The organism is uncultured Rothia sp. (assembly GCF_916715725.1).
GTDB lineage: Bacteria > Actinomycetota > Actinomycetes > Actinomycetales > Micrococcaceae > Rothia.
Genome location: NZ_CAKAPD010000001.1, coordinates 94,046 through 116,854 on the forward strand (window position 1 = coordinate 94,046; position 22,809 = coordinate 116,854).

General features: G+C 58.5%; 18 protein-coding genes. 11 read left to right on the forward strand and 7 right to left on the reverse strand.

The window, feature by feature from the left end:
* Positions 1 to 98 precede the first annotated feature (98 nt).
* The 5 genes from recO (at position 99) to QZ822_RS00355 (ending at position 6,281) form a co-directional block, all read left to right on the forward strand.
* On the forward strand, positions 99 to 965 hold the full coding sequence (gene recO / locus QZ822_RS00335) for a DNA repair protein RecO (RefSeq protein WP_294641750.1): 867 nt from the start codon (positions 99 to 101) through the stop codon (positions 963 to 965).
* 192 nt (positions 966 to 1,157) lie between these two features.
* On the forward strand, positions 1,158 to 1,949 hold the full coding sequence (locus QZ822_RS00340; RefSeq protein WP_049341241.1) for an isoprenyl transferase: 792 nt from the start codon (positions 1,158 to 1,160) through the stop codon (positions 1,947 to 1,949).
* Positions 1,950 to 2,018: 69 nt separating this feature from the next.
* Positions 2,019 to 3,107 (forward strand): quinone-dependent dihydroorotate dehydrogenase, encoded by a 1,089-nt coding sequence (locus QZ822_RS00345; RefSeq protein WP_049341239.1) that lies wholly within the window; start codon positions 2,019 to 2,021, stop codon positions 3,105 to 3,107.
* A 304-nt stretch (positions 3,108 to 3,411) separates the two neighbouring features.
* A complete protein-coding gene (locus tag QZ822_RS00350; RefSeq protein WP_294641752.1) occupies positions 3,412 to 5,430 on the forward strand; it encodes an AIPR family protein in 2,019 nt (672 codons plus the stop codon).
* A gap of 194 nt (positions 5,431 to 5,624) precedes the next feature.
* Entirely contained in the window at positions 5,625 to 6,281 is a 657-nt protein-coding gene (locus QZ822_RS00355) for a DUF6318 family protein (RefSeq protein ID WP_294641754.1), read from the forward strand.
* A gap of 173 nt (positions 6,282 to 6,454) precedes the next feature.
* On the opposite strand, the gene QZ822_RS00360 is transcribed toward QZ822_RS00355, so the two are convergent.
* The gene (locus QZ822_RS00360) at positions 6,455 to 7,084 is read right to left on the reverse strand and encodes a DUF3043 domain-containing protein (protein ID WP_219101443.1); all 630 of its coding nucleotides are present in this window, start codon (positions 7,082 to 7,084) and stop codon (positions 6,455 to 6,457) included.
* Between the two features lie 126 nt (positions 7,085 to 7,210).
* Here QZ822_RS00360 and QZ822_RS00365 point away from each other — a divergent pair, with 126 nt between their 5' ends.
* From QZ822_RS00365 to QZ822_RS00390, 6 genes are all read left to right on the forward strand, one after another.
* Positions 7,211 to 8,605 (forward strand): M20/M25/M40 family metallo-hydrolase, encoded by a 1,395-nt coding sequence (locus QZ822_RS00365; RefSeq protein WP_294641757.1) that lies wholly within the window; start codon positions 7,211 to 7,213, stop codon positions 8,603 to 8,605.
* A gap of 234 nt (positions 8,606 to 8,839) precedes the next feature.
* Positions 8,840 to 9,193, forward strand: coding sequence for an iron-sulfur cluster assembly accessory protein (locus QZ822_RS00370; protein ID WP_049358261.1), 354 nt, complete (start codon positions 8,840 to 8,842; stop codon positions 9,191 to 9,193).
* 110 nt (positions 9,194 to 9,303) lie between these two features.
* Positions 9,304 to 10,377, forward strand: a complete 1,074-nt coding sequence (gene trpD, locus QZ822_RS00375; RefSeq protein ID WP_294641759.1) for an anthranilate phosphoribosyltransferase — start codon at positions 9,304 to 9,306, stop codon at positions 10,375 to 10,377.
* A gap of 533 nt (positions 10,378 to 10,910) precedes the next feature.
* Complete coding sequence (locus QZ822_RS00380; protein WP_005506036.1) at positions 10,911 to 11,360, forward strand: NfeD family protein; 450 nt, start codon at positions 10,911 to 10,913, stop codon at positions 11,358 to 11,360.
* An 80-nt stretch (positions 11,361 to 11,440) separates the two neighbouring features.
* The gene (locus QZ822_RS00385) at positions 11,441 to 12,436 is read left to right on the forward strand and encodes an SPFH domain-containing protein (RefSeq protein WP_294641761.1); all 996 of its coding nucleotides are present in this window, start codon (positions 11,441 to 11,443) and stop codon (positions 12,434 to 12,436) included.
* A gap of 189 nt (positions 12,437 to 12,625) precedes the next feature.
* The gene (locus QZ822_RS00390) at positions 12,626 to 12,964 is read left to right on the forward strand and encodes an RNA polymerase-binding protein RbpA (RefSeq protein WP_005506034.1); all 339 of its coding nucleotides are present in this window, start codon (positions 12,626 to 12,628) and stop codon (positions 12,962 to 12,964) included.
* Between the two features lie 201 nt (positions 12,965 to 13,165).
* Here QZ822_RS00390 and QZ822_RS00395 read toward each other — a convergent pair whose 3' ends face one another.
* The 6 genes from QZ822_RS00395 to QZ822_RS00420 form a co-directional block, all read right to left on the reverse strand.
* Positions 13,166 to 13,900 carry a polyprenol monophosphomannose synthase gene (locus QZ822_RS00395; RefSeq protein WP_294641763.1) on the reverse strand — a complete coding sequence of 245 codons (735 nt, stop codon included), beginning with the start codon at positions 13,898 to 13,900 and terminating at the stop codon, positions 13,166 to 13,168.
* A gap of 134 nt (positions 13,901 to 14,034) precedes the next feature.
* Positions 14,035 to 15,213 (reverse strand): amidohydrolase, encoded by a 1,179-nt coding sequence (locus tag QZ822_RS00400; RefSeq protein WP_294641765.1) that lies wholly within the window; start codon positions 15,211 to 15,213, stop codon positions 14,035 to 14,037.
* A gap of 233 nt (positions 15,214 to 15,446) precedes the next feature.
* On the reverse strand, positions 15,447 to 18,476 hold the full coding sequence (locus tag QZ822_RS00405; RefSeq protein ID WP_294641766.1) for an RNA helicase: 3,030 nt from the start codon (positions 18,474 to 18,476) through the stop codon (positions 15,447 to 15,449).
* A gap of 268 nt (positions 18,477 to 18,744) precedes the next feature.
* Positions 18,745 to 19,626, reverse strand: coding sequence for a twin-arginine translocase subunit TatC (tatC, locus tag QZ822_RS00410; protein WP_294641768.1), 882 nt, complete (start codon positions 19,624 to 19,626; stop codon positions 18,745 to 18,747).
* A 133-nt stretch (positions 19,627 to 19,759) separates the two neighbouring features.
* Complete coding sequence (tatA, locus tag QZ822_RS00415; RefSeq protein ID WP_005506024.1) at positions 19,760 to 20,005, reverse strand: Sec-independent protein translocase subunit TatA; 246 nt, start codon at positions 20,003 to 20,005, stop codon at positions 19,760 to 19,762.
* A 437-nt stretch (positions 20,006 to 20,442) separates the two neighbouring features.
* Positions 20,443 to 22,704 carry a WYL domain-containing protein gene (locus tag QZ822_RS00420; RefSeq protein ID WP_294641770.1) on the reverse strand — a complete coding sequence of 754 codons (2,262 nt, stop codon included), beginning with the start codon at positions 22,702 to 22,704 and terminating at the stop codon, positions 20,443 to 20,445.
* Between the last annotated feature and the right edge of the window lie 105 nt (positions 22,705 to 22,809).

A 22,809-nucleotide genomic window follows, 5' to 3' on the forward strand; every position in this document is an offset into this window, starting at 1 on the left:
CAACACCCGCGCAGCTCTTGCCCTCAGCGTCTCCGGGCGGCCGCAGAAAACCTACCCACCAGATACCCACCGAGCATGTACCGAGAACGGAGACACCCGTGAGCGAACCCCGCACCTGGCGCGATGCCGCCCTCATCCTCCGCACCCAAAAACTCGGCGAAACCGACCGCATCATCATCATGCTCACCCGCGATAACGGAATCACCCACGCCGTCGCCAAAGCCGTACGCAAACCCACCTCCAAGTTCGGCGGGCGACTCGAACCGTTCATGCACACCGACCTGTCCTTCAGCCGCGGCAGAACCAACCTGCACACCATCACCCAGGCGGCGACCCTGCACGCCTATACCGCACCGATCATGGCGAACTACGATGCGTACACGTGCGCCTCCACCATCGCCGAACTGGCGGAAGCACTCACCAAAGACACCGACAGCACCTCCGATATTTACACCCTGACCCACGGGGCGCTTGCCGCGCTCGCGCACGGCCAGCATGTGCCGCAGAGGATTCTGACCCGCTACCTGGCGCGCAGCATGAACGCCGCCGGCTGGCCCCTCATCGGTGAGAACTGCACCCGATGCGGCAACCCGCTCGTGAACACAAATTACCCTGGCGATAACGGAGCAGACACTAGCACCCCCGGCACTACAATCCCCGGCGCTACAGGCGGAAGCGGCAGGTACATTGCCTTCCACACCGCTCACACCTACGGGCACCACACGGTCCTCTGCCCCCAATGCGCACCCGCCACCGACACACCCCTAACCGGTCTGCGTGCCGAAGAGCTCGGCTATGCGCTCGCCACCGCATCGGCGGATCCGCGCGCCTGGGCGACTATTGATGCAGCACCCGTGCCGGTTGCCTCCAAAATTCTGGGGCTCTACCTGAAAACCACCCAGAACCTGCTCGAACACCCCCTGAAAACGGCGAGCGCCCTCGAGAACGAAAGTCCTTCGCTGTAAAGAACCGCCCGCACAGTGTAGATGCACGCCGGTGCTTCAATCGCGCGTCAACCAGGACGCAAAATAACCCCGAAGCACCCGCCCATGCGCGCTATGTCACGGTAAAATAGCTAACAGCACGCCAGGTTTATATCTGGCGCATATCTAGGCAAACGACCCCGGGGGAGAACCCGCCAGGGAAGAAAGGCACACATGGCACGCACCCAGCCCGTACCCCCGCCCGCCCACCCCACCGGGGCAACCCCGCCGCCAATCCCGAAGAAGTTCATTCCGCAGCACGTCGCCGTCGTCATGGACGGTAACGGCCGCTGGGCGAACGAACGCGGCCTGCCCCGCACCGAGGGCCACCGCGCCGGCGAGGCGGCACTGCTGGACGTTGTTGCGGGCGCTATCGAAATGGGTATCCCGTATGTGACCGCCTACGCGTTCTCCACCGAAAACTGGAAGCGCTCACCCAGCGAAGTCGCGTTCATCATGCGTTTCTCCACCGAGGTGCTGCAGCGTCAGCTGGCAACCCTCAAGACCTGGGGTGTGCGCATCCGCTGGGCTGGCCGCCGACCCAAGCTGTGGAAGAACGTCATCGAAGAGCTCGAACACTGCGAGCGCGAAACCATCGACAACACCGTCTGCACCCTCACCATGTGCGTGAACTACGGCGGCCGCGCAGAAATCGCTGACGCGGCGGCAGCTATCGCAGCGGACGCTGTGGCGGGCAAGATTAAGCCCGGCAACATTACCGAAAAGACCATCCAGAAGTACCTGGACGAGCCCGATCTGCCCGACGTTGACCTGTTCCTGCGTTCCTCCGGTGAGCAGCGCATCTCGAACTTCTTGCTCTGGCAGAGCGCCTACGCCGAGATGATTTTCATGAACGTGCTCTGGCCCGACGTTGACCGCCGCACCCTCTGGGAAGCTGTCGAAGAGTATGCGCGCCGCGACCGCCGCTACGGTGGCGCTGTCGACGCCGTCGCCAACGACAAGTAGCGGCCCGGCAGACAGTCCCGGCTCATAGCCCCATAAACCACCCACACCCTCCAACACTAGGGAGAACAAATGCGCATCTACCCGACCTTCTTCAACATCTTCTTCAAGGGCATGGACCCCGAGAAGGCACACCACGTCGGCTTCTGGGGCGTTCAGACCCTGCGCAACGTCGGAATCACCCGCGCGCTGCGCAAGTACTTCCAGCCCGCACCGGAACTGGCAACCACCGTCATGGGCATTACTTTCCCCTCGCCGTTCGGCCTGGCTGCAGGCTTCGATAAGGGAGGTAAGGGCATTGCCGCGCTGGCTGGTATTGGCTTCGGCCACGTCGAGATCGGTACCATCACCGGTCAGGCGCAGCCCGGCAACCCGCAGCCGCGCCTCTTCCGCCTCGTGGAAGATAAGGCGGTCATCAACCGCATGGGCTTCAACAACGACGGTGCCGCAGCGGCAGGCCCGCGCGTAGCCGCTGCCCGCGCAGACCTCGAAACCGAATACCGCGGCGCCGTACGCCCCGTCATTGGCGTGAACATCGGCAAGACCAAGGTTGTTGAGCTTGAGAACGCTATCGAGGACTACCTGATCTCTACCCGCACCCTGGCACCGCAGGCAGACTACCTGGTCGTCAACGTCTCCTCCCCGAACACTCCGGGTCTGCGCACCCTGCAGGCTATCGAGTCGCTGCGCCCGCTGCTTGCCGCCGTGCGTGAAGAGGCAGACCGCGTATGCCCCAACCGCCACGTACCGCTGACCGTGAAGATCGCGCCGGACCTGGTCGATGAGGACGTTATCGAGGTGGCAGCCCTTGCGAAGGAACTGAAGCTGGACGGCATCATCGCCACCAACACCACCATCGCCCGCGACGGCCTGGGCCTGACCAGCGACATGACCAAGGTTAAGGAAATCGGTGCCGGCGGTCTTTCCGGTGCGCCGCTGAAGCCCCGCTCCCTGGAGGTGTTGCGCCTGCTCAAGCGTGAAATCGGCGACGACCTCGCCATCATCTCTGTTGGCGGCGTGACCACCGCCGAGGATGTGCAGGAGCGCCTGGACGCTGGCGCCGACCTGGTGCAGGGCTACACCGCGTTCCTGTATGAGGGTCCGCTCTGGGCGGCACACATTAACCGTGGCCTGGTGAAGCTGCGCCGCGCTCGCCGCTAGAAGGTTTGCAGGCGGGAGCGTTATGCTCCCCGGCGCGCTGACATGGCGTGTTGACTCTGCGTGCTGAATAGGGGCACCGTTCTCTACCCGTAGGGGTGGAGGCGGTGCCCCTTTTGTATGCCTATTCAACATGTAAGGGGTGTGGTTGTGCTGGTATCTGAGGGAGGTGGCTGAAGCTTTACTTGAGATTCTGTTAGCGTTTGGTGTGTTGTGGATTGCACTCTGACATGGAGCGATAGTACTATCAGAGTGGTGTAGCACCGACGATTGCACCATCACACTACACATTCAAAGGAGATTAAACATGAGTTCTAGCAGTGGCTATCAAAAGAATGCATTATTGAAATCTAGCATTAATAGTTTTGCAAGAAAATTCAATATATCTACCGGCAGTGAAGATGATTTGTTTGAATACTTTACTGGTTATGTCATTTCGTCAAAACATAGCGACTATGAAATACGCGACCCTAAATCTATCCATAATGGTGGAGCAAATGATCAGGGGATAGATTCAATAGCCATTATTATTAATGGAAAACTGGTAACAAAAACATCAGATATCGATAATTTTCAAAATTCAGGAAATGAATTAGATGTAAAATATATATTTATTCAGGCAAAGAATCAGCGAGATTATAAAGGTCTAACCGCACATATCAGCAACTTTGCCGCAGGAGTTCAGTTTGCACTTAATCAAAACGGAATATCCAAAGAAGTTACGGGTAGTGCTTCTCAAAAATTCAAAGATTTCATAGATTTAAAAGCAGAAATTGAAGATTTAGACAATCTAAAAAAGTTACCAGAAGTATATCTATATTTTGTTACGGCCGCTGATTCACACGCTGAGCAGTCTGTTCCGGCAGGAATGCTGGCAAAACGTGATGCAGCACTAAATTCGCTAAACAATATTTCAGGATTCTATAAAGTACACACGTACGAAATAGTAGGCCCTGAAAAACTGCTTGATATGTACAGGAAGCTTCATAATAGGTCAGAAGCTGTATTTGATGGGTCGACTTTGCAATCGTTTACGCCTGTAAAGGACGATCAATCTGTTGAGAGCATTGATTTTGGATATCTGCCACTGGAAGAGTATCTGAAGATAATCCATGATGAAGATAACAGAATTAAGCCCAGTGTTTTTTATGATAATGTTCGTAGTTATATAGGTGGAACAAAAATTAATAAGTCGATTAAAGATTCACTAAATAGTAATTCAGGAGGTCACCTGTTTTTTGCTCGTAATAATGGAGTTACTATAATTACGGATGAGGCTGTTCGTCTCCCCAATAACAAGATGAAAATCACCAACTACAGCATTGTTAATGGCTGTCAGACGAGTCATATTCTGAGTGAATATTATAATGAGAGAATGAGTGAATTGAGAAAGTTTGAATCAAAAATCCCTTCATGTTACAGGGGAGGTCACCTTGACGATATAGACAAAGCACTGAAAGATGCTTTCAAAGAGGGTAAGATTACTCAGGATGAGTATTTTAGCATTGATGAAAATATTGTAAAATTCAAGGATCTTAATGAGCAAATTGATAAGATGGTATCTTCTATATGCGTCCCGGTCAGAATTGTTAGTAGCTCAGATGAAGATGTGGTTTCAAGTATTACTGAGTCAACAAATAAGCAAAATGCTATTAAGAATCTAAATCTTGAGTCGAGAACTCAATTCCATAAGAATCTGGAGGCCTATTTCAATGGAAGGTCTGACCAGAAGCTATTATATGAAAGGCTTGAAGGCTCCTCCAAGACAGATTATGAGTATGTGAATCTTGATTCCCTTATGAGAGCTTTTTGTAGCGTTTATCTGCGAGAACCTAACTTGGCTGCTCGTAGCCCGCAGACCATTAAGGGGTATCTCGAGTGTCCGGATACGGTGGAGGATAAGCGTAAAGTATTTTCTGCTTACCACAATAGAGCCTCCTACTATTTGGTCGCGAAAATGTATGCGGATTTATTGAATCGAACAAATGCAAAAAATATGAAGGATAAGGATGAGCGTAATAAAAATAAGCGATATAAGTGGCACATTTTATATGCGTTGTTTATCGAATTTATATCCTCTCTTAATAGTTCAAGTTGTGATGCAAGTTCGGTCGAAAGTATGCGTGTATACACGAGTGGCAAGAATGAAAATGTTGTAAATAGGAACGTGGAGAAATATCTGTCTTCTGATTTTGACAGCTTCTATGTCAAAGCATATAACAGGTTAAATAAAGCTTTAGAGAAATTTGAGAGTAAGTATCCAGATGTCGAAAAAGGTGAGATTAGTAAAAATCGTAAATTAGTTGATTTTATTTCCGCAGTATAATTTAAATTGTAAATAGTGGAGTCCGAAATTTTAAATATTTTCGGACTCCACTATTTATTTAATTTGAACAGTCTCATCTTTCCAGAAGATAGGCCGCCACGCGCGCTGGGAGCAATGACAGTTTCCCAGCGCGCGCTCGCGCATAATGGAGATAAGCGGGAGACCATGCACTACAACGATGTGGAGGACCAACCATGAACCCCAACATGCCGAACCGCCGCTCAATGCTGACCGGAGGCACTCTCCTCAGCCTCAGCGCCCTACTCGCCGCCTGCGTGCCGCACGACATCACAACTGCAGGAGACGGATCCACAGCCTCCGGCACGCCTGCCACCAGCAGCAGCTCAAGCAACAGCACCAGCAACAATGCCGGTAGCGGCGAATACCGCAAGGCCGATGCAAAGGGCCCCGCCCAGAACGTCCCCAAACCCAACGCCCCCGAAAACGGATACCGCGCAAAGACCCCCGACGGCATCCTCAAAACCATGGACGCCTGGAACCAATGGATTAACTACGGCGTGCAAACCGGCGACTACAGCAAAGCACGCGAATTCCTCTCCACCTCAAACGACGGAGAACTCAAAATCTACCGCGAAATAGAAGCACTCTACCAGCGCGGCGGCTGGGTCATCGACGGCATCGAACACTTCGAACCCGAAGGCATACCCAGGACCGACGACCATCAAACCTACTACCTGAAAACCAGCCACGAATGGGACAAACACACCGAGGTAGAACCCGACGGCCGCCAAGAAACCTGGAGCAGCGACAAGGAAGAAGAGATCTACACATTCGCCCTCGAACACCGCGACGGCAGGTGGCAGATCCTCTACTCCCGAATCGAAGCCTAACCGTACCGGCGTCTAACCTCGATACATTCACCCAGAAGCCACATGTGTTTCGAAAAGCCACTAAAGAAGTAGCTTTTCGAAACACATGTGGCTTTTCGCGTAAGAACATAAAAATAGGGGAGAGGCCTGAACCATCAGGACCTCTCCCCAAGCACCTACAAGGCACTAACGACTTAGCGCGGGTACTCGCCGTACTTCACCATCGGAACCGGGCGGCGCATACGACGAATCATCATCATACGGTTAAACGCATACATGCCAGAACCGCGCTGAACCTCGCCGAACTTCGCAATCAGCTTCTTCTTCAGGCTGCGCCACAAAATGAAGTAGTCAACAACCCACAGAATCATCAGCGCATACATTGCGTACACGGAACCGTAATAAATCGGCGCCGCCGCAGAAGACGTACCAGACACACCCTGAGCAATCCAGCCACCAATGAGCAGAACCAGCAGCACAGCCAGCATGAAATCGCCAAGGTTACGGCGCGCATCCACATAATCACGGATATAACGGCGCTGCGCACCACGGTCCACGGCGGGCAGGTAACGCTGATCGCCACCCATCAACGCATCATTCTGACGCTCACGAGCCTTCGCCATCGCCTCACGTTCACGAGCCTTCGCCTCCTTACGGTCATTAACAACCAGAGGCTGACGACGAGCCGCCTGCTGCTCCTTACGCGAAGGAGTAGGACGGCCCTTCTTCGGGGTGAACTTCGGATTAACCGGAGCCTGAGGCTCCTCTACAACCTGCGGCTGAACAGCTTCCGCTTCAGCCTTCTCTTTCTTACGACCAAACACCCTCCCATCATACCCGAACGGTACACATCAAACCCGCCCCCACAAGCCCACACCAGCAACTGAAACAACCCCAACCACCCGGCGGTTGGGGCCAAGGCGGGGACAAGGTGGGGGTAAGGTAGAAACATGACTACTGAATTCACCCACCACAGCGCCCTCAGCGCCGCCGTCACTAAAAACTTCGAAGCAACCCTGCAGACCCTCACCGAGCTCGTCGCCATTCCCTCCATCGCCTGGGAATCGCACGACCTCACCCAGGTAGACCGCAGCGCCGAGGCAGTCGCCGCGCTCGCAACCAAGGCAGGCTTCAACAACGTACGCATCGAACGCGCCACCTACACCACCGCAGACGGCACCGAAAAGCAGGGCATGCCCGCCGTCATCGCCTCCCGCCCCGCCGCAGAAGGCTACCCGACCATCCTGCTCTACGCCCACCACGACGTGCAGCCCGCCGGCGACCTCGACCTGTGGGACACCGACCCCTTCGTCGCAACCCGTAAGGGTGACCGCCTCTACGGACGCGGCGCAGCAGACGACAAGGCAGGCATCCTCGTGCACCTCGCCGCGCTCGCAGCCCTCAACGAAACTCTCGGCGAAGACTTCAAGCTCGGCGTAAAGCTCTTCATCGAGGGTGAAGAAGAGGCAGGCTCGCCCTCCTTCGTCTCCTTCCTCAACACCTACCGTGAAGAACTGTCCGCCGACTACATTGTCGTCGCAGACTCCGCCAACTGGCGCGCCGGCGTACCCGCCCTGACCACCAGCCTGCGCGGCGTCGCATCCGGCGACATCGAAGTACGCGTCGGCAGCCACGCCATCCACTCCGGCATGTTCGGCGGCCCCATGCTCGACGCCCACACCCTCATGGCGCAGCTACTCGCCACCCTGCACGACGCCACCGGCGCCGTAGCCGTCGAAGGCCTGCACCGCGCGCCCGAACCCGAACTCGAATACGCCGAAGCAGACTTCCGCAACGATTCCGGCATCCTCGACACCGTACCCCTAGCAGGCACCGGTAGCGTTGCCTCCCGCCTGTGGACCCAGCCGGCAATCTCCGTCATCGGCATGGACATCCCCTCCATCGCAACCTCCTCCAACACCCTTGCCGTCGTATCCCGCGCACGCATCAGCACCCGCCTAGCACCCGGCGACAACCCCGAAAACGCACACCGCGCACTCGCCGAACACATCAAAGCACACGCACCCCACGGCGCGCAGGCGAACTACACCGCCGTTGACTCCGGCATGCCCTTCGCCACCGAAGTCGACGCAGACGGCGCACAAACCGCCCTCGACGCAATGCGCGCCGCATGGGACGTCGAACCCGTGCAGACCGGCATGGGCGGCTCCATCCCGTTCATCTCCGACCTCAAGGACGTCTTCCCGCAGGCACAAATCCTCGTCACCGGCGTAGAAGACCCCGACACCCGCGCACACAGCGCCAACGAGTCCCTCTACATCCCGGACTTCAAGAACGCAATCCTCGCGGAGGCGCTACTGCTCAGCGCACTCGGCGCTCGCTAAAAACATCCACAAAAAGTGGGGGAGAAGGGTCACAAACCCCAACCCCCACTTTTTCGGTATCCTAGAAGCAGAATTACATGTCAAGCCCCCACGCAAACACTCACGCCCCCGGCGAACTATGCACACCCTAGGTTGTGCTCAGCTCCACCCGGCGCGTATCGTGAAGGCTAAAACGCCCACACGCACCCACACGCGGCGCACACGGGCAACCAACCAAACAAAAGGACAACACCAATGAGCGAAACCACCACCGAACTGCCGACCCACGGCGTCAACCTCACCGAAGTAGCACAGACCAAGGTCCGCACCCTCCTCGAACAGGAAGGCCGCACCGACCTGCGCCTGCGCATCGCCGTCCAGCCCGGCGGCTGCTCCGGCCTCATCTACCAGCTCTACTTCGACGAGCGCGTCCTCGACGGCGACGCAGTCCGCAACTTCGACGGCGTAGAAGTCATCGTTGACAAGATGAGCGCACCCTACCTCGAAGGCTCCACCATCGACTTCGAAGACACCATCGAAAAGCAGGGCTTCTCCATCGACAACCCCAACGCAGCAGGCTCCTGCGCATGCGGTGACTCCTTCCACTAAACCGAAGGCACCCACCACGCGCCACTAAAGCGCAACACACCTAACAAACCCCCGTCTCGCATACTGCACCCAACCATGCAGATACGCGGCGGGGGTTTTACACTTAACACATGACTACGCACGAAATCACCTGGAAATACATCCTCAACCAGCTCGTCAAACACCAAAACCTCACCGACACCGAAGTCGCCTGGGCAATGGACCACATCATGACCGGCCAAACCGAACAGCCCATCCTCGCATCCTTCCTCACCGCCCTCCACTCCAAAGGCGAAACCCCCGAAGAACTCGGCGCACTCGCAGCCGGCATGATCGCCAAAGCCGAAACCGTCGACATCGACCCCCACGCCGTAGACATCGTCGGCACCGGCGGCGACCAGCAAAACACCGTCAACATCTCCACCATGGCTGCCCTCGTCATCGCAGGCACCGGCGCCACCGTCGTCAAGCACGGCAACCGCGCCTCCACCTCCAAATCCGGCTCCGCAGACGTCCTCGAAGCCCTCGGAATCCGCCTCGACATGCCCATTCCCGCAGTCGCCGAATGCGCTCGCGAGACCGGCATCACGTTCCTGTTTGCGATGACCTTCCACCCGGCAATGCGCCACGTGGGCCCGACCCGCCGCCTGCTGGGCATTCCGACCGCGTTTAACTACCTGGGTCCCATGACGAACCCGGCTCGCGTGAAGTCCTCGGCTATCGGTGTTGCTAACCCGGTCATGGCTGAGAAAATGGCTCACGTCTTCGCGGAGCGCGGTGATCACGCCCTGATTTTCCGCGGTGATGACGGCCTGGATGAGCTGACCATCGCCACCACCAGCCGCCTGTGGGAGGCTGTAGACGGCGAACTGACCGAGTACCGTTTTGACCCGACCGAGTATGGTCTGCAGAACGCACCGCTGGAGCAGCTGCGTGGCGGCGACGCTGAGTACAACGCGGGCGTTTTCCGTGCCATTTTGGCGGGGGAGGGCGAGGCCCAGAAGAGCCCGCTGCGCGCTATTCACGACGCTGTGCTCATCAACGCGGCCGCAGGCCTAGTGGCGTACCGCCCGGTCAACGGTGAGAGCTTTGAGACCCGCTTCACTCAGGCTTTGGCTGATGCACGTGAATCTATTGCATCCGGTGCAGCGGAGCGTGTGCTCAACGCATGGGTAGAGTTCAGCGAAAAGCACGCAGAAGCGTAAAGCTCCAGAAAATCGATAGTAGACACCCGAGACGAACAGAGCGCACCGAAAGGTGTGGAGCTGGGGTCTCGGGTGTTTGTCGTTTAATGTGAGCCACTGAGGGGCATACTGAGGAGCCCAAAGGTTCGGAGCATTGGAGCGCGCAGCTGGGTGCCAAGAAAGGCGTGAGGCGCGCGGAGCCTGAGCAATGGACGAGAACAGCGTAATTGCATCACGAGGAGCGCAGGTTCGACCCGCGCCACCCAGAGCGCTAAAAGCATCGGTGAGTATCCGGTGGGGTAGTGAAAAATAGGTCTACTTTACATAATGTATATTATCGGCTTTTTAGGGAGGTCTAGAGTGAACCCGAGATTCCCCGTATCCAAATAAAGTCTTAACAGTTCATGTATTAACCTCATTCGGTCACCAGAACTATCGCTTGTACTCAATCCACCTGAAATAATGGATATACCCCGCATCACGAAGGTGTCGTCGCCTCGTATGCAGATTCAACGTCAACCACGCCGGTTGATGTACATCAAAGGAGAAAACTCGTGGATTGGCTCTTTGAGACACCCTGGACACTCTGGGTTGCACTCGCCCTCGTTTTCGCCGTCATAGAAATGCTCAGCCTCGACCTGTTCTTTCTCATGCTGGCGATCAGCGCAGGCATCACCGCAGCAATATCGCCCTTCGTGGATAACATGCTGATTCGAACCGTTATTTTCGTGGTGATCTGCCTGATTCTGGTTCTTGGCTTGCGCCCGCCGCTGCTCAGGAAGCTCAATAAATCAGCCACCGGCGCTGTTACTAATGCTGAAGCACTCATTGGTGCTGAGGTGCGCATCACTCAAGATGTGACTAGTGAGACCGGTTTGGTGGTACTAGCTGGCGACACCTGGACGGCACGCACCGCCTCCGGAACGCTCCCTGCAGGATCACACGCGAGGGTACGAGCCATTGAAGGCGCTACCGCAATCGTAGAGCCTCTCCCCCACGCCTAAGACCCATCTGAATACCGGCTCCAAATACCAATTCAGATACCCTAAAAACACACCATATAACTCACCGATAAGGAGAAACAATGCCTATCAGCCTTATTCTGACGGTCCTACTCATCCTCTTCGTGCTGACGATGCTCGCAAAGACCGTGCGCGTCATCCCGCAGGGACGAGCCGGCATCGTCGAACGACTGGGCAAGTTCCACGCCGTTCTCAACCCCGGCCTGCACATCGTCATCCCCGTAGTTGACCGCGTGCTGCCCCTCATCGACCTGCGCGAACAGGTGGTTTCCTTCCCCTCGCAGTCCGTGATTACCGAAGACAACCTCGTGGTCGGCATCGACACCGTCGTGTACTTCCAGGTCACCGACCCTCGCTCGGCAACCTACGAAATCACCAACTACATTCGCGCCGTGGACGAGCTGACCAGCGCAACCCTGCGTAACGTCGTTGGTGGCCTGAACCTGGAGCAGACCCTCACCTCTCGCGACCAGATTAACGCGGAGCTGCGAGGCGTACTCGACTCAACCACCGGCCGCTGGGGCCTGCGCGTCTCCCGCGTGGACATCAAGGAAATCCAGCCCCCGGTATCCATCCAGGACTCCATGGAGAAGCAGATGCGTGCAGAGCGTGACCGCCGCGCCGCAATCCTCACCGCAGAAGGCCAGAAGCAGTCCGACATCCTGACCGCAGAAGGTGAATCCCGCGCAGCCATCCTGCGTGCAGAGGGTGAAAAGCAGGCACAGATCCTTCGTGCAGAAGGTGACGCACAGTCCGCAATCCTGCGCGCAAACGGTGAAGCAGAAGCCGTGCAGAAGGTCTTCGCGGCAATCCACGAATCTAACCCCAGCCAGCAGCTGCTCACCTACCAGTACCTGCAGACCCTGCCCAAGCTCGCCGAAGGCGACGCCAACAAGCTCTGGTTCATCCCGACCGAACTGGGCGATGCACTGCGCGGCCTGGGCAACGCATTCGGCACCCTGCCCGCATCCGACCTTGCGGACGCGCCGAAGAAGCCCGCAGCAGCGGCTCCCAAGAGCGCACCGCAGGCACCCGGAAGCTACGGCATCAACGGCTAAACGCGAAAACTAACGCATAAAAAGGCGTGAATCACCAAAAATCACGCCGAATAAACACCACCACGCTGGGCGGGTGGAGACTATTACCGATATAATGGATGTTTTGTAAACGTTCGAGGGAATAGCTCTCCCCCGCCCAACGTTATGCCTAAAGCGCCAAAGAGCGCACCCGACGACACTGGAGGAAAAATGAGCGATCGTAGCCTGCGCGGTATGCGCCTGGGTTCCCAGTCGATGGAAACCGAATCGAACGTACAGCCCGCGCCCCGCCAGCGCGTCGAATACCGTACCGCCGACGGTGACCGCGTTTTCGTGACCTTCGCGGCAGAAGCAGAAATCCCCTCGGTATGGACCGCAAAGTCCGGCAAGGAAGCATACCTCGTCAACGGCGACTCCACCGCAGACGCCGAAGAAGAGAAGCCCGCACGTACCCACTGGGACATGCTCATGGAACGCCGCAGCATCGAAGAGCTGGAAAAGACTCTGGAAGACCGCCTGGAATACTACCGCAAGCACTACGCGCTCTAAAAGCACCGTAGACACGCCGTAGAAAGGCTGTAGAAGCCCGCTAAGAGCCACTTGCGCTCTGAGCGGGCTTTCTTTGTTTTGGTGGTGGCTTCGTCGGTACGTGAGCCAGGAAAGAGCGCCAGAGAAAACAGAAAAAGGCCGGGGCGGATACGTTATGTATCCGCCCCGGCCTTTCGTATAAGTCTCAGAACGAGGGATGTTTTACTTGCCCAGAGCCTTCTTCAGCTTCTGAACACGGTTGGTCAGACCCCAGCGAGTCACCTTAGACATCGAGTCAAAGATGATGTTGCCGTCCATCTTCGAAGCGCCAATCTCACGCTCAACGAAAGTAATCGGAACCTCAACAATATTCAGACCAGCCTGCTCAGAACGCCACGCCAAATCCACCTGGAACACGTAACCCTTCGAGTCAATACCGTCCAGGTTCAGGCGCTGCAGAGCGTCACGGCGGTACGCACGGAAACCAGCGGTAATGTCCTTGATGGAAGTGCCCAGAATCAGGCGGGTGTACAGGTTAGCGCCGCGAGAGAGAATCTGGCGGTGAGCCGGCCAGTTCTTGGTCTTGCCGCCGGGAACGTAACGCGAACCAATAGCCAGGTCAGCGCCCGCCTCCACTGCACGAACCAGGGAAGGAAGCTGCTCAGGCTGGTGCGAGCAGTCAGCGTCCATTTCAATCAGAATGTCGTAGCCTGCCTCAAGGCCCCAATCGAAGCCAGCGAGGTATGCGCCACCCAGACCGTCCTTAACGGTGCGGTGCAGAACGTGAATCTGGGAATCCTTAGCAGACAGCTCATCAGCAATCTGGCCGGTGCCGTCGGGGCTGTTATCATCCACCACGAGAATGTCCACCTCGGGAGCTGCCTTGCGAAGACGCTCTACCACGATGGGCAGGTTCTCCTTCTCGTTATACGTCGGGATGACAGTTAGAACGCGCATATTACTCCCTCACAGGTGCATATAAAACAGGCAGTGTAGGTATCCAGTATACCGGGTAAACATGCGGGCACCTGAATCCTCGGGGGCTTCCACTGCCCCTAAACCGCCTAAAAAGGTGTTGACAAGCTAAAAAACTAGTTACTTTCAGTGTAAATAGATTCCAGAATGGGCAGAGGCGAATCCTCATCCAGCACCGGAAGCAACGGAATGCGAGCGCGGGGGTCGGTGCTCCACGATGCGACGCGGGAGTCGGGTGCTTGGACCATGAGGGCTTCGACGCGCCATTGTGCTACGTATGCGGGGGTGTCGGGTGCGAACTGGCCGGTGAAGGGGTTTTCTTCGTGGGCTAGGCGGTATACGCCGCGTGTGAGGGCGGCGAAGGCGCTGCGTGCGGAGATGCCGTGTTCGTCGTTGACGAGTTCGCGGATGAGGGACCAGGCGCCGGGTGCATAGAGTTGGGTGTCGGAGCCGAGGGCGATGGAGGTGCCGGCTGCGTTTGCGCGGCGGGCTACGGAGGCTACTGACTCGCGTGCTTCTCCCCCGGCGTGTGCGAGGAGTGCTTGGACGGTGTCGTTGGTGGCTTCGTCTTCTTCGGGTTCGCAGACGCTCAGGCCCAGGTTGATGCGTGCTTCTGCCAGCTGGGTGAGGTGTTCGTCGGTGATGGGGTCTTGCGGGGTGCTGATTGCTGCGTCGAGGCGGATGGGCAGCCAGGGGCGGGTTTTGCGTGCGGCGAGCGCGGCTTCGGCTGCGGTGGTGAATCCGGCGGAGGCGTCGATGGAGAGCAGGAGTGCGGCGTCTTCGGCGACCTGTGCTGCTGCGGGTGCCTCGGTGGGTGCGACAAAGATGCCGACTAGCTGCAGGCCCTTGATGGCGCGTTCGCCTTCGGTGAGGGGGCGTAGTGCCTTGATGGCGCTGATGAGTTCGTCGGTTTCTACGCCGGTGGCGTTGAGGATGAGGCGGATGTCGGGTACGCTGTGTTCGGCGCTGTAGTAGCTGAGTGCGGAGACGAGGTCGGGTACGTCTTCCATGCCGGCGAGTAGGGTGTGGGTGTGGTAGCCGGCTGCGCGGTATGCCTGCAGGTAGTCGAGGATTTCGGGTGCTTCTTTGCCTGCTACCGGTGCTAGGGCGCGCGCAAAGGTGGGGGTCAGCAGGGCGCCGTCGAGTTCGGTGATGGTGGCTGATTCGTCGGCAATTGAACGTGCCCCGGAATCGGAACCAACCCAGCGGACGAAGCCGTCTTCGACGAGCATTGCGGTTGCGTACGGGTCGACCGGGCTGTACACGCTACCATCTACAAAAATACGGGTAGACATTAGATTCCTTTCACCTTTGAGGCGCGCCGAAAGCGCACACGGGGCGGGCACTTCAATTGTGCTCGCGTAGCTTAGCTGAGCGTCTCATTTGAGTATAGAAGCACCCCCGCTGCCTGTGGTAGTTCGTTCGTCCTTAGATGAGGCGGAACTTAGATGATGCAGAACAATGCACAGTAGCGGGGGTGGTGGCCCGAACCGATCGGGCGCGGTGTAGCACTCTGTGAAGGTGCGGGTTAGACGTCGAGTGCGACTACGCCGCGGCGGACCGCCTCGATTGCCTCTTCACAGCGGGCGCGGATGACCGGGTCCAGTGAACGGATGTGCGCGATCTGGTCCAGGGCGTCCAGTACCTGCTTTGCCCAGCGCACGAAGTCGCCGGCGGCAAGACCGGTGTCCTCGATTGCCTTTGCGAGGTGCGCGCCGTTCGCCCAGGCGTACATGGGTTCGACCAGGCCAAAGTCGCATGCCGGGGTCGGGTTGACCTTGAACTGTTCCTCGGCTGCGTTCAGGTCGGCGAGGCGCTGCGTAATCGTCGCGATGGGTGCGCGCAGGGACGGGTGCGGGTAGTGAGCCAGGTACTCCACCGCGTCGCGCTTACCCTGGTAGGTTAGTGCGGCGACGGTTGCCGCGATGGCGGCGGGCTCCAGTCCGTCGAGGAAGTGCGCGTCCAGGCACAGGGCGGTCAGTAGGTCGCGCTCGCCGTAGATACGGCGCAGAGCCTGTCCGCCGGTGGTTAGCGACAGTTCGTTATCCTCTGTGCGTTCGACGTAGCCGTAGCTCTCCAGCAGACGCGCAATGCGGTTGAAGACCTGCGCGATCGTGTTGGTGCGGCGGGCAATCTGACGGCGCAACCCTTCCGTTTCAGAGTTGAGCTTCTGCCAGCGTTCAGCCCAACGCATGTGGTTTGCGCGGTCGGAGCAGCCGTGGCACGGGTGGTTACGCAGCTGAGCCTGCAGAGCCTCCAGCTGCGCGTCAATGCTGTTCTGACGGGCCGGGATGTTCTGCTGTGCGAGCGCACGCGGGGCGCGGCCGTCGTAGAGTGCCTGGCGCATGCGGCTTGCGGTGTCGCGGCGTTCCTTGGCGGTTTTGAGGCTCAGGCGCTTGGGGATTTTGATGCGTGAGACCGGTTCGACGGCGCCTTCGAAGTCGCGGGTTGAGGCGGTGCGCTGGTGCGCGTCCTCGGTGATGATGCCGATGCGCGGGTCGGCGTGCGAGTCGGAGCGGGTGATGACGACTGCGTAGCCGCGGGAGCGGCCGTGCGGAATGTAGATGATGTCGCCGGGTAGGAGCTGTTGGATGCTGTGGTGTGCCTGCGCGCGTGCGTGGCGTTCGTTGCTCTTGGATGCCTTCTTTTCCAGTTCGGCGATCTGGCGGCTGAGCTGGACGTATTCGGTGAAGTCGCCCAGGTGGCATGCCATGGCTTCACGGTAGCCTTCTAGGGCGCTTTCGTTTTTGCGTACGCGGGAGGCGACGCCCACGACCGACTTGTCTGCCTGGAACTGTGCGAAGGAGGATTCCAGGATTTTGCGGGTGCGTTCGGCGCCGTAGGAGGCGATGAGGTTTGCCGCCATGTTGTAGGTGGGGCGGAATGAGGAGTTCAGCGGGTAGGTGCGGGTTGAGGCGAGGGTTGCCACGTGTTCCGGGGACATGCCGGGGCGCCACATGACGACGGCGTGACCTTCGATGTCGATACCGCGGCGGCCTGCGCGTCCGGTCAGCTGGGTGTACTCGCCGGGGGTGATGTCCACGTGGGATTCGCCGTTGTACTTGGTGAGTTTCTCCAGGATGACGGTGCGGGCGGGCATGTTGATGCCCAGTGCGAGGGTTTCGGTGGCGAAGACCAGCTTGATCAGGCCCTGGGCGAAGAGGGTTTCTACAACCTCCTTGAACAGGGGCAGTAGGCCCGCGTGGTGCGCGGCGATACCGCGAATCAGGCCGTCACGCCACTCGTAGTAGCCGAGGGTGTTCAGGTCGCGGGTGTCCAGGTGAGCTGTCGCTTCGGCAATGTAGGCGCGGATGGTCTGCTGCTGTTCAGGGGTGGTCAGCGTAATGTCGGCGGATACGCACTGGCTGACGGCGCCGTCGCAACCGGCGCGGGAGAAGATAAAGCAGATGGCGGGTAGCAGGCCCTGCTTGTCGAGGGCGCGCACCATTTCCGGGCGGGTAATACGCTGCGGGCGCAGAGGCTTCTGCTCGCCGCGCGCGTCAAAGTCCCGGTCATTACTGAAATGATTATTGCTGAAGCGATCGCGGCGGTTCGAGCCGCTGCTGAACGTCTCATTCAGCCAGCCTTCACGGCGGTGACGGAAACGTTCACGCTTACCACCGTAACGGCCACGGCCAGGTGCGGAACGGAAGCCGGGGCGTAGCGCCTTCAGCTGCGGGTTCAGACGCAGACCGGCAAGCAGCGGGTTAGCGCCCGCCTCCACGGTTGCGCCGCGCTGCTTAGCCTTCTGTGCCTTCTTCGCCTGCTTGCGGGAGAGCTTCTCCTCCGGCTCCTGGTTGTGGTTCTTGCCCTGCGCGGAGTTGTCTTCGGGTACGAACAGGTCCACCACGCGGTGACCGACCATCATGTGCTGCCACAGAGGCACCGGGCGGTGCTCAGACACAATGATGTCCGTGCCGCCGCGCACCGTATCCAGCCACGCGCCGAACTCCTCAACGTTCGACACCGTCGCCGACAGAGAAATAACGTTCACATGCTCGGGAAGGTGAATAATCGCCTCTTCCCACACCGCGCCACGGAAACGGTCCGCCAGGTAGTGCACCTCATCCATCACCACATAGCCCAGACCGGTCAGCGTGGTCGAATTGGCGTAGAGCATGTTGCGCAGCACCTCGGTGGTCATCACGACCACGGGTGCTTCCGTGTTAATGCTCGTATCGCCGGTCAGCAGACCCACGTAATCCTCACCGTACGCGCGCACAAAGTCGTGGTACTTCTGGTTGCTCAGCGCCTTAATGGGGGTCGTGTAGAACGCCTTCATGCCGCGGCGCAGCGCCAGGTAGATACCGAACTCGCCCACGATGGTCTTACCGGCGCCGGTGGGTGCGGCAACGAGGACGGAGCGGTCCGCCTCCACCGCGGCACACGCCTGACGCTGAAAATCATCCAGCGGAAAATCAAGGGACGCCTCAAAAGCCCCGAGGGCGGTCTTCGCGTAGGCGGCGCGCTCTCGGGATGCGGCGTAGGCGGCAGCGTAGTCGGTGCCGGTCTGCTCGTTAGAAGCGGTAGAAGTGTGCTGTGCGTGGTGCTTGCTCATAGTATGTCCAGTGTAACCGCTCGCCCACCGCCCACCTTCCGAAAGCATCCTGCACGGGCACTAATCCGGTATGGGCGAACAGCGAGCGCATCGGCTGCGCGGTTTCGGCGCAATATACGCTGCGTTTCTGCGGGGACGTACCGGCGGGCGTTGCAAAAATTTCGTCGGGGCGCCTCGAGACCCTTTTGTGGAATATGCGAAAGGGGCGGGGCACAGAGATTCTGTGCCCCGCCCCTTTCGGCGATGTTGCTCAAAGCGAGCTATTGAATTAGGAAGTCTTCTCGTCCTCGAAGTAACCCATCTTCGCCAGGTCTTCGGCGCTGGTTGCGGTGTTCAGGCTTGCTTCGTCTGCACCCTGCGCCAGCTTTGCGAGCTTGCGGTCGCGGCGCTTGTCGTTAATCATGCAGATGAGGATTGCTGCGAAGAAGAAAATCAGCAGCGGCGCCATGAGCACGAACATCATCATGATGTCGCTACCGGGTGCAGTCAGCGCTGCGATAACCGCAACGAGCACAACAACCCAGCGCCAAGACTTCAGGATGGTCTTACCGCGAATCAGGCCCAGCATGTTAATGCCGACCAGAATCACGGGGATGATGAAGGCGCAGGAGAACGTCACAACGAACTTCAGGATGAAGGAGATGTACACGCCCGCGTCAATGTAGTTACTTTCGTTGACGGGGGTGAACTTCAGCAGTGCGTAGACCACGCCGGGGAGGGTGAAGTACGAAATGGCGACACCGCAGGCAAACGCGAAAATAGATGCGGTGAGGAAGCCGAAGAGATACTTCTTCTCCTTGGTGTGCAGTGCCGGCAACAGGAATCGCAGCGCCTGGTAGAGCCAGACGGGAGAAGCAATCACCAAGCCGATGTACATACCGACCTTAAGCAGCTGGTCGAAAGGAGATGCGACGCTACCGTAGTTCAGGTTTGCGTTGCGGCCGGTTTCTGCGTTGATCTGTTGCAGGGGCGCAGAGATCATTTCAATGAAAGGCTGGTAGAGGAAGACCGTACCGATGATGGCTGCGATGACGGTTGCGATAGCCGCTTTGATGAAGCGGTCGCGGAATTCGCGCAGGTGTTCCTTGAGTTCCATGCGTGCTTCAGGATTGATTTTGCGGTTGCGCACGTCCTGGTCGGGTGTTGCCACGTGGTGTCCTCTGGGTGTCGGTGCCGTGTGTGATTCGGCTGAGGGGGTCTGGTGGGGTGTTTATGGGGTGGTGCCGCAAAACCCGTGCCGGCCGGTGGGCTGGCACGGGTTTGGTGCGTCGGTGGCGGGACCGTTACTTGGTTTCGGTCTTGCCGTCCTTGCCGTTGTCTACGACCTCAGCGGTGACGACCTCTTCGCCGTCCTTCTCGCGGGGGTCCTTCTTGGAATCGTTCTTCAGGCCCTCAACTTCGGTCTTGAAGATGCGCATGGACTGGCCGAGGCTGCGTGCCATTCCGGGCAGCTTGGGTGCGCCGAAGAGGAGGACGATGAGGAGGATAACGACGATGATGGTCGCGGGGTGGCTGAAAATCTGGCCCATGGTGGTGTGCCTTTCTGTTAGAGCAGGTCTCCGATGTTTTGAGGTTGGCCGAGTCGATCTCGTCGGGAGACCCGTCGCTTGATCCGCTCAGACCTGCGTGTCTGCTTACCTTGTTCGTAGTTATTGTATGCCTCAGTGATGGGTGTGAATACCCCGAGGGTGGTGTCTCGCGGGAGTTTTCGGCTTGCGTTCGCTTGCGCTGCGTCGAATTGTCCCTCGATTGACTCGACCCAGGTTACGGTTTCGTCAAGGAGTGTGAAACCGCGAGTGAGTGCTTTGTAGGTGAACCATGCCAAATAGAGGAGCGAGCAGATGATGAGCGCGCCCCATAGCAAAATCCAGAACCACCAAGACATGAGCACCATTATACAAGTTTTAGGTTAATGTTTTGGCGCCTTAGATGGGTTTTTAGGGCGTTTTTGCTTGTGGGTGAAGTTCTATTTTTCTGCGGGCACACCTGCGGGCGCACCCCTGCGGCTACTCGCGTTGAGGGTTTGCAACTGGTCAAGCAGCGCCGCGCGCAGGTGCGCAGGGCCGACCAGTTCGAGGGCACCTCGGTGTGCGATGACGGTGTCGAGGATGTTCTTATCGCCAGCGCCGTGGGCGTTGTTGTAGTAGTGGATGCGCACGTACTGGGTGCGTGAAGCCTTCTTCACGTGGTGGGTGCTTCGACGCATGTACGTTGCAGTGAGAGTATCGAGCGGCTCACCGCTGGGAATGTGCTCGGTCGGGTGAATCCGCAACTCAGCGAACGGGTTGGTCTGAGTGCTGTGCTGCTGAGCGTGCCAGTTTGGCACGGTGTCACCGGTGACCGGGTGGGTACGACCCGCGCCCGCCTCCTGAATGTGGTTGATGCGGGTGAGGCGGAAGTTACGCCAGAAGGTGGGTTCCTTCTCCCCCGCCTCACTGTCGGCACTGTTCGCTGCCTCGCCGGTGGCTGCGTGAGCAAAAGCCTCAGGTACCTGCGCGGGTACCTCTTCACCGCGCGCCGCATAGTAGCGTTCCTCAGCGGTACGGCACCACGCATGCAGGTACATGTGGTCGCGGTGCAACACCAGCGCATACGGATCCACCAGACGATCCGCGGCACGCTCAGAGGTACCGTAACCAATGGTCACGGCGTTGCCGCTGCTCAGGGCGGCAGTCGCCTCCTGCAGCAGAGGCTCCTCCGGGGCGAAGCACAGGTGCTGCGCATAGACAGGCGCGTTCGGGTACGCGGCGGCGAGCGCCGCACGGATACTGCCCAGACGCGCATCCGCTGGGTGCAGAATATCTGCAGCAGAGAGGGTAAAGACGAGAATGGCGAGTTCAGTGTCAGTAAGGCGCGCGTAGTTCAGCAGCGTGTTCGGGGTGGCACCGCCAAAGTCCGGCAGCAGGTTAATGTAGCTGGGCTTGAGGGCGTCCGGGTCCTTGGGGTCAGAATCGAAGGGAACGGTATCTACCTGCGCGAAAATCTCGGGGATGATAGTTTTGCCGAGGTCGCGGTTTTTCTCGGTGTCCACGCTGTAGAGGGCGTTGAGCTGATTCAAAGGCATGGGCTCTTCACCATGGGCACTCGCCCAGCGGTCGGCACGATGCAGACCCAGAACCAGGTCGACGAGGGCGTCGAGGACGTTATTACGGTTACGCTGGTCAATCTTACTCCACGTACCGGGGTCCTCGACTGCGCCACTGTGCAGGTCGGTGAGGGTACGCAGCAGCTGCTGCTGGGCGGCGTAGCTGTCACGCTGGCGGGTAGAGGCAGCCTCCGATTCCTCGGGCGGCTCGATAACGCAGCTGTAGCTGGTCGCCGCCACAGCGCTATCAATCGTGCCGTACGAGGGCACGGTGAAGGGCTCCGACAGCGTGGAATCGGCGCTGACCTCGGCAACGATCAGGCTCTCTTCGTAGCCCTTAATGTCTTCAAGCCAGTTCTTGGCGTTGAACGTCGCATTGATGGGGGTCGAATCAATACGCGAAAGCATCGTGAGCTTCTGAATACGGCTGGCACGGAACGTGTACTCCTTACGCTCCGAGCTCTCAGTGTAGTAGCCGACAAAATACCAGGTGCCGTAACGGTACCCAATACCGGCAACACTGACCTTCTCCTGCACGCGGGTCGCACCGGCAGCCGTCTGATAGGTGAACGTGACCGTCTTACGCTCCGCATAGGCGGTGAACAGCTCATTCAGGTGCGGGTTATCGCTAAAGTAAATACGCTGAAGAGGCTCGCGGTAGGTGTACAGGTTCTTCGCGCGCTGACGCTTGCCGGTCTTCGGCTCCAGAATCTTCGCGGCGGCGAGCGCCTCATCGGTGAGGTTCTCGCTGGTCAGCGCAATCTTACGCAGAATGCGGTAGGCGTCATCCTGCAGTTCGGTGCCTTCCCAGCCGCGCAGGATGGTGTTGATGAGGCGGAACTCCTCAGCGGTGGGGTTCCATGCGGGTAGCTTAGCTGCGTCGCTGGGTTCGAGTCGGTAGCGCTCCCCCAGATCCGTGGTCACGTGGGTAATGCGCGCGCCGGCATCACGCAGGGTCTGCTTGGCTCGTTCAAAGGCGCGTTCCTGGGACTCGCTGAGGGAGCCGTTAGCGCGCGTGCTAATACCGAGCAGGGTCAGTAGCTCGTTGCGGCTGATGCCCTGGGTTCGGGTTGCGGCATCGGGTGCCTCGGCGGCGGTGGCGAGGCGGTTCAGGGTCATGAAAAGCTGAGCTGCGGTGGACATGATTCCATCATACCGTGTGTGTTCCGCGGCACTTACTCAGCGTGTGGGTACGCAAAAGCCCGGTACCCCTCCCACAAACGGGAGGAAGCACCGGGCTGCGCGTCT